The organism is Deferribacter desulfuricans SSM1 (genome assembly GCF_000010985.1).
Lineage (GTDB): Bacteria > Chrysiogenota > Deferribacteres > Deferribacterales > Deferribacteraceae > Deferribacter > Deferribacter desulfuricans.
The window spans coordinates 573,605-580,000 of the sequence record NC_013939.1; the positions used below are offsets into that span (position 1 = coordinate 573,605).

The 6,396-nt window shown below is 30.5% G+C and carries 11 protein-coding genes (1 of these 11 running past the window's edge); 10 read left to right on the forward strand and 1 reads right to left on the reverse strand.

Going from position 1 to position 6,396, the window contains the following annotated elements:
• Nucleotides 1–5 precede the first annotated feature (5 nt).
• From DEFDS_RS02985 to DEFDS_RS03010, 6 genes are all read left to right on the forward strand, one after another.
• Nucleotides 6–1,073, forward strand: coding sequence for a glycosyltransferase (locus DEFDS_RS02985; protein ID WP_013007332.1), 1,068 nt, complete (start codon nucleotides 6–8; stop codon nucleotides 1,071–1,073).
• 65 nt (nucleotides 1,074–1,138) lie between these two features.
• Complete coding sequence (locus DEFDS_RS02990) at nucleotides 1,139–1,330, forward strand: MoaD/ThiS family protein (protein WP_013007333.1); 192 nt, start codon at nucleotides 1,139–1,141, stop codon at nucleotides 1,328–1,330.
• Entirely contained in the window at nucleotides 1,331–2,233 is a 903-nt protein-coding gene (locus DEFDS_RS02995) for an ATP-binding protein (protein ID WP_013007334.1), read from the forward strand.
• Nucleotides 2,223–3,008, forward strand: coding sequence for a tRNA (adenine-N1)-methyltransferase (locus DEFDS_RS03000; protein WP_013007335.1), 786 nt, complete (start codon nucleotides 2,223–2,225; stop codon nucleotides 3,006–3,008). The genes DEFDS_RS02995 and DEFDS_RS03000 overlap by 11 nt, the downstream gene beginning before the upstream one ends.
• 65 nt (nucleotides 3,009–3,073) lie before the next feature.
• Nucleotides 3,074–3,769: a glycosyltransferase family 2 protein gene (locus tag DEFDS_RS03005; protein ID WP_013007336.1), complete on the forward strand. Its 696-nt coding sequence runs from the start codon at nucleotides 3,074–3,076 to the stop codon at nucleotides 3,767–3,769.
• Nucleotides 3,766–4,371, forward strand: a complete 606-nt coding sequence (locus DEFDS_RS03010; RefSeq protein ID WP_013007337.1) for a hypothetical protein — start codon at nucleotides 3,766–3,768, stop codon at nucleotides 4,369–4,371. Before DEFDS_RS03005 ends, DEFDS_RS03010 begins: the two co-directional genes overlap by 4 nt.
• Here DEFDS_RS03010 and DEFDS_RS13050 read toward each other — a convergent pair.
• Nucleotides 4,364–4,633, reverse strand: coding sequence for a hypothetical protein (locus DEFDS_RS13050; RefSeq protein WP_013007338.1), 270 nt, complete (start codon nucleotides 4,631–4,633; stop codon nucleotides 4,364–4,366). The two genes, DEFDS_RS03010 and DEFDS_RS13050, sit on opposite strands and share 8 nt — an antisense overlap.
• 35 nt (nucleotides 4,634–4,668) lie before the next feature.
• On the opposite strand from DEFDS_RS13050, the gene crcB reads away from it, so the two are divergent.
• The 4 genes in view from crcB to aroC are tightly spaced (at most 8 nt apart) and all read left to right on the forward strand, a layout consistent with a single transcriptional unit that may run on beyond the window.
• Nucleotides 4,669–5,040 carry a fluoride efflux transporter CrcB gene (gene crcB, locus DEFDS_RS03020; RefSeq protein ID WP_013007339.1) on the forward strand — a complete coding sequence of 124 codons (372 nt, stop codon included), beginning with the start codon at nucleotides 4,669–4,671 and terminating at the stop codon, nucleotides 5,038–5,040.
• 8 nt (nucleotides 5,041–5,048) lie between these two features.
• Nucleotides 5,049–5,381: a DUF190 domain-containing protein gene (locus tag DEFDS_RS03025; protein ID WP_013007340.1), complete on the forward strand. Its 333-nt coding sequence runs from the start codon at nucleotides 5,049–5,051 to the stop codon at nucleotides 5,379–5,381.
• A 3-nt stretch (nucleotides 5,382–5,384) separates the two neighbouring features.
• Entirely contained in the window at nucleotides 5,385–5,972 is a 588-nt protein-coding gene (locus tag DEFDS_RS03030; protein WP_013007341.1) for a molybdopterin-dependent oxidoreductase, read from the forward strand.
• Nucleotides 5,973–6,396, forward strand: partial view of a chorismate synthase gene (gene aroC / locus DEFDS_RS03035; RefSeq protein WP_013007342.1) — the 5' portion only. The gene runs 638 nt beyond the window's last position; only the first 424 of its 1,062 coding nucleotides appear in the window; it begins with the start codon at nucleotides 5,973–5,975; its stop codon lies off the right edge, out of view.

Genomic DNA, 6,396 nt, shown 5'->3' on the forward strand with positions numbered 1-6,396 from the left:
TTTTGATGAAGTTTTTACAGCTAATAAATGTTAGATGGTATAATGCTACAGCCTGGTATGCCGTTAATTTGTCAAGAGTTCTTGTAGAGAACAATCATGATGTTATAGTTGCGGGTTTACCAGGCTCACCCCCACTTTTAAAAGCTAAAGAATATGGTTTAAAAATATTTGAGTTACCGTTTAATTCAAATAATCCTATGCAGATAATAAAAAATATTGGTAAATTTAATAGTTTTATAAAAGAATTCAAGCCTGACTGGGTTGTTTGCCATAGAGGTGAATTTTTTTGGTACTGTGCTTTAAAAAGGCTTCTTTCAAATGGTTATCGTTTAATTAGGGTAAGAGGTGATAGAAGAAAACCTAAAACAGATTTTATAAATAAGTTTTTGCATGATAAATGCACAGATTTGGTTGTTACCTCGGGAGATTTCTTAAAAAGTGTTTATATTAAAGAAATGAAGCTGACAGAAAATAAAGTAAAGACAATTTATGGAGGAGTAGATACTTTGAAATTTCGTTATTCTGAGGAAGGGAGGAAAAGGGTAAGAGAGGAATTTGGTTTTAGTGATAATGATTATGTAGTTGGAATTGTTGGAAGATTTGATTATGTAAAAGGGCACGAGAATTTAATAAAAGCAATATCTATTATATATCTTGAGAAAGGGATAAAAAACATAAGGTTATTTTTGATAGGTTTTGATACAAACATTAAAACTGATGATATAAAGAATATGATTAGAAATTATAATATAGAGGATATTTCTCGGATTTCTGGCTTTAGAGAGGATATTGTTGATTGTATGTCTGCACTTGATTTAGGAGTTGTGGCTTCACTCGGGTCAGAAGCTATTTGTAGAGTAGCTTTTGAATTAATGGCAGTGGGTGTTCCAGTTGTTTCATCTGATGTGGGAGTATTACCAGAAATTATTCCAAAAGAGAATATATATCCAGCTAATAATGTTGAAAAATTGGTAGAGAAGATTTTGAATCATAATAAAAGTGTGAGAGTTTACTCTGATAAGCAGTTTTACAATGATTTTATAAAGGCTATATCTTCAATTGATAAAAATTGACATTCTCAATCTTATACTCTATAAGCGACAATCGAAATGAATATTTTAAGCAGTAGAGGGTGAAAATGATAACTGTTGAGTTTAGTAATGGGGAAACAACAGAGGTGCAGGTAAAAAAAGTTAAGCAACTTTTCAAAGAGCTAAATTTAAAAGAAAATAGTGTGATTGTTGTGAGAAATGATGAACTTCTTACCGAAGACGACATATTAAATGATGGAGATAAAATAAAGATTATTTCTGTTGTGAGTGGTGGTTAAATGAAATGTAAAATATGTAAGGGCAAAGCTGTAATTAAATTAAAAAGACACAATATAAAACTTTGTAAAGAACATTTTAATGAATTTTTTATTAGACAGGTTGAAAAGGCGATAAAAGAATTCAGAATGTTTAGTAGAAAAGATAAAATTCTTGTTTGTGTTTCAGGAGGTAAAGATAGTCTTGTTTTATGGTTAGTTTTAAGTAAGCTTGGGTATAATGTAACAGGGATGTATATAAATCTTGGCATAGATGAATATTCCGAAAAATCAAAAACTAAAGTTATAAATTTTGCAGAGAAAAATAATTTAAAATATACTATAGTTGATTTAAATGAGTTGGGTTATCCAATCCCAGAGCTTTCTAAAAAAAGCAGACGACCAGAATGTTCAGTTTGTGGGACTGTAAAAAGGTACTATTTTAACAAAATTGCATATGATTATAATTTTGATGTGGTAGCAACAGGGCATAATTTAGATGATGAGGCATCAAGGTTGTTGGGTAATATTTTACACTGGAATGATGAATATTTGGAAAAGCAGCTACCTGTTTTACCAGCTGAAGGTAAAATGTTGAAGAAGAAGGTTAAGCCTCTTATTAGATTGACAGAGCAAGAAATCGCTTCTTTTGCTTTTTTAAATAAAGTTGATTATATATTGGACGAATGCCCTTTAAGTGTGGGTGCCACAAGCTTGGTTTATAAAGATGCGTTAAATCTTATAGAAGAGAAAATTGTGGGGACGAAGCAGTTCTTTTATTTACAATATGTTAAAAAACTTATGAAAAGATTGAAAAATAAGAATAACGAAAAGGGTGATATTGAGCTAAAAAATTGTAAAATATGCGGTATGGAATCTTTCCATGAAGTATGCTCTTTTTGTAGATTGGTGAGGGATGAAAAATAATAAGTTTGAATATGGTGATTTTGTTATTTTAATTGATGAAAAAGATAGATCCAAAATGATAAAGTTAAAGGTAGGTGGGAGATATTCGTCTCAATACGGTTTTATTGACCATAGTAGTATTGTAGATATAACTGATGGCTCAATAGTTGAAACTAACAAAGGTTTTAAGTACAAGGTTTTTTCCCCTACTTATATCGATTATGTTATGCATCTTAAAAGAAAAGCACAAATAGTTTACCCAAAAGATAGTGCAATGATTTTGATGTGGGCTGATGTATATCCTGGTCTAAAGGTTTTAGAAGCTGGAATAGGACAGGGAGCTTTATCTATTGCTATTTTGAGAGCGCTTGCAGATAAAGGTGAGCTGTGTACTTATGAAGTAAGAGAAGATTTTATCGATATGGCAAAAGAGACAATAAGAGAATTTTTGCAATATACTGCTAATCATAGAATTATTCATGGCAATGTATATGATGGTTTTGACGGTGTTTATGATAGAATAATCCTTGATTTACCAGAGCCTTGGCATGTAATTAAGCATTGTGATAATGGGTTAGTTTCAGGAGGGATAATTGTAGCTTATCTTCCTACAATTTTGCAGGTTAAGAATTTTGTTGATGAGCTTAAAAACTCTTCAATGTTTGATTTGATCGAGACTTTTGAGGTAATGAAAAGACCTTGGAAAGTGGATGGCTTATCAGTGAGACCTGAAATGTGGATTTATAATCATAGTGCTTTTATTGTTAAAGCAAGAAAAATAACAAAAAATAAATAGTATATGAATTTTTATTTAAGAAATTAATCATATCATCATAGTTTATTTGTTTTGGAGAAGAGCATATGATTAAAAAAGTTACAGCTATTGTTTGTGCTTATAATGAGGAGAGAACTATATCCTCTGTTATTAAAGCGATTTTAAATTGTGAAATTGTTGGTGAGTTGATTGTTGTTAATGATGGCTCTCAAGATAAGACTTCAGAGTTAATTAGACAATTTATAAATGATGAAAAGCTTTTATTTATAGATTTACCTCAGAATATGGGAAAAGGCTATTGCATGGCAGAAGGGGTTTCAAAAGCCAGTAATGAAATTATAGTATTTGTAGATGCAGATTTGTGCAATTTTTCATATAAATATATTAAACAGCTAGTTAAGCCCATTTTAAATAATGAAGCTGATATGGTCATTGGTCATCCTGCTGAAAATAGGTTTGATGCAATGTTCAACCCTTTTAAACCGTTAGCTGGGGAAAGAGCGGTATTTAGAAGAGATGTTTTACCAATTTTAGATGAAATGAGAGAATCAAGATTTGGTGTTGAGACATTAATGAATCTTTATTATCGCGCAACTGGTAAAATTATAAAATACGTAATTCTTTATAAACTCAAACATCCAATTAAATTACAAAAAACCTCTTTTATAAATGCGATAAAAGATTATTTGTTAGAAGCTTATCAAATTATTAATACTATTTATAAACATAGAGAATTAGCCTATAAAGCCATCAGAAAATATATTTTATCATTTACAAAATGAAGTTTTATCTACTTGGAATATTATCTGGTTTAATTTTTTATTTCCCAATTGGTGTTGTAGGTCTTTATATTTATGACAGAGCAATCCATAAGGGGTTAGGTTATAGTATACTCTTAGCTTTTTTCACTTCTTTTTTAGATGGATTATATGTAGCTATTGTTTTTTATGGTATTTCACCTTTTGCAATAAATCCTAAACTTAGAGTTCCTTTACAAATATTTGCGATCTTGCTGCTAGTATTTGTACTATTTTTCAATAAAAAATTTAAATTTATTATAAAAGAGCGTAATAAGAAATTTTTTGACTTTTTATTTATTTTATCAAACTATTTATTTAACCCTAGTTTGCCAATATTTTTAATAAATTTTACAGTTTTTATGATAGGGAAATTCCATGAATTATCGAAAATCAAATATCAGTTTTTATTCTCTTTTGGTATAACATCAGGTTCATTTTTTATCCTTGTTACTATGATTTATTTTATTAATAGATACAAAAGTAGTGAAAAGGCTAAAAGAGTTCTTATTTATCTTAGAAACATATTTGCCTTTATAATTATAGGCAGCTTATTAATAGATATACTAAAAAATTTTATTAAGTAATATTGGTGTTTTTTGATTTAAAATTTATTGGTAACCTTGCACCTATTATTTGTCCTAAAATAGAAGATATTAGAAAGATGGGAATATATCTCCAATTAGTGTGCGTTGAGATTCTTAATATTGCAACGATTGGGATTGGTGCATGGATACATACAAACCATCCTACACTAAACTTTTTATAATTTTTTCTTAAAATTCCAAAAGGTAAATTTAAGATAAAGGCTACAATTGTTATTATAAAAACAAGTTGATTAGTTGTCATAGATTTTATATAGTCCAATTTTTAGGAGGAATCAAATGAAAATTCTTCTAATAGGTGTAGGTGGGTTTGTAGGAGCCATTCTTAGATATCTGTTTTCAAAGTTTTTTACAATAGTTTTGGGAAATATGATCCCTTTTGGGACTTTGTTTGTTAATGTAACTGGTTCTTTTATTTTAGGTTTTGTTCACACTTTGTCAGTTGAAAAGCTTGTTTTAGGTGATAATGTTAGATTTTTTATAGGGGTTGGGTTATTAGGTGCTTTTACAACGTTTTCCACCTTTTCTGTAGAGACAATACACTTGTTTGAAGATGGGGCTTTCATCCTCGGGTTATTAAATATGTTTTTAAATTTATTTTTATCGCTATTTGCTGCATTTTTTGGTATATATGTATCAAGATTGTTCTGAGGTGAGTTATGACTAAGAAACTGGAAGGCACACAAAAATTAATGAGGATTTTTATAGGAGAGGATGATAAATACGAAGGGAAACCTCTATACAAAGAGATTGTAGGTTTATGTAGAGAAAAGGGGATCTCTGGAGCAACTGTCATTAGAGGGATTTATGGATATGGTAGAAGTTCAATTATTCACTCTTCAAGGACTCTGGCACTTTCAAATGATTTGCCTATAATTGTAGAGGTTGTGGATACGCCTGAAAAGATTGATGAGATATTACCTGAAATTGAAAAAATGGTTGGCCATGGTTTAATTACTTTAGAATTAGCACATGTTATTAAGTATGAGTAAGTTATGAGCTTTTTAAAAGATATTGGAACGCCAATTTTTAATGCAGAGCGTTTAAAGTCGGTTCCTGAAAAGGAAAATTATACTTTTGATGTAACGTTCAAAGATAACAGGTTAACTTTTAACTATTTAGATTTGTATAATATTTTTGAGAAAAAATATATTAATTGTAGACTTACATCAGTAAGTAGATGGTCTGTAAGAGCAAACTGGGGAGGAGTACTTTGGAGTGATTTTATTAAATATCTTGGTGTTCATGATTTTAAATTTGTTTATTTCGAAAGTTATGGCGGATATAACACTACTGTTTTTGCAGAGGATTTGACTAATCCAAGGATTTTATTAGCCATTCATGTTGATGATGATGAGATTGAGTTTGATTATGGCGGCCCTGTAAGGATGGTCATACCCAATTTATGGGGGTATAAGAGTTGTAAATGGATTAAAAATATCTCATTTATTGATGAATATATTGTTGGCTTCTGGGAAGGGTATGGATATGATGATAGGGGATTGATAGAACCGACAATAGTGCTCGACATAAATAGTAAACAGCATAGAAGAATTAATGGTGGTGAGGTTACGGAGTTTTAAATGGCAGGAAATAGTTTTGGTAGAATTTTTAAAATCACAACTTTTGGCGAAAGCCATGGTAAAGCTGTTGGTGTAGTGGTTGATGGATGCCCTCCAAATATTGAAATATCAAAAGAGGATATCCAAAGAGAATTGGATCGAAGAAGGCCTGGGCAGAGTGAAATTACCACTCCTAGAGCAGAAAAAGATGAAGTAGAAATTTTAAGTGGTGTTTTTGAAGGGAAAACTACTGGCACACCTATTTGTATGTTGGTTTATAATAGCGATTTTAGGTCAAAAGATTATTCTTATATAAAGGACAAATTTAGACCTGGTCATGCAGATTTTACCTATTACAAAAAGTATGGGATAAGGGATTATAGAGGTGGTGGTAGATCGTCATCAAGAGAAACTATAGGTAGGGTTTGTGCAGGAGCTATTGCGA

Coding starts and splice junctions, on each gene's coding strand:
- DEFDS_RS03030 (WP_013007341.1), top strand. CDS start 5,385: ATGAGCTTTTTAAAAGATATTGGAACGCCAATTTTTAATGCAGAGCGT.
- DEFDS_RS03010 (WP_013007337.1), top strand. CDS start 3,766: ATGAAGTTTTATCTACTTGGAATATTATCTGGTTTAATTTTTTATTTC.
- DEFDS_RS03000 (WP_013007335.1), top strand. CDS start 2,223: ATGAAAAATAATAAGTTTGAATATGGTGATTTTGTTATTTTAATTGAT.
- DEFDS_RS02990 (WP_013007333.1), top strand. CDS start 1,139: ATGATAACTGTTGAGTTTAGTAATGGGGAAACAACAGAGGTGCAGGTA.
- DEFDS_RS03025 (WP_013007340.1), top strand. CDS start 5,049: ATGACTAAGAAACTGGAAGGCACACAAAAATTAATGAGGATTTTTATA.
- DEFDS_RS13050 (WP_013007338.1), bottom strand. CDS start 4,633: ATGACAACTAATCAACTTGTTTTTATAATAACAATTGTAGCCTTTATC.
- DEFDS_RS02995 (WP_013007334.1), top strand. CDS start 1,331: ATGAAATGTAAAATATGTAAGGGCAAAGCTGTAATTAAATTAAAAAGA.
- DEFDS_RS03005 (WP_013007336.1), top strand. CDS start 3,074: ATGATTAAAAAAGTTACAGCTATTGTTTGTGCTTATAATGAGGAGAGA.
- DEFDS_RS02985 (WP_013007332.1), top strand. CDS start 6: ATGAAGTTTTTACAGCTAATAAATGTTAGATGGTATAATGCTACAGCC.
- crcB (WP_013007339.1), top strand. CDS start 4,669: ATGAAAATTCTTCTAATAGGTGTAGGTGGGTTTGTAGGAGCCATTCTT.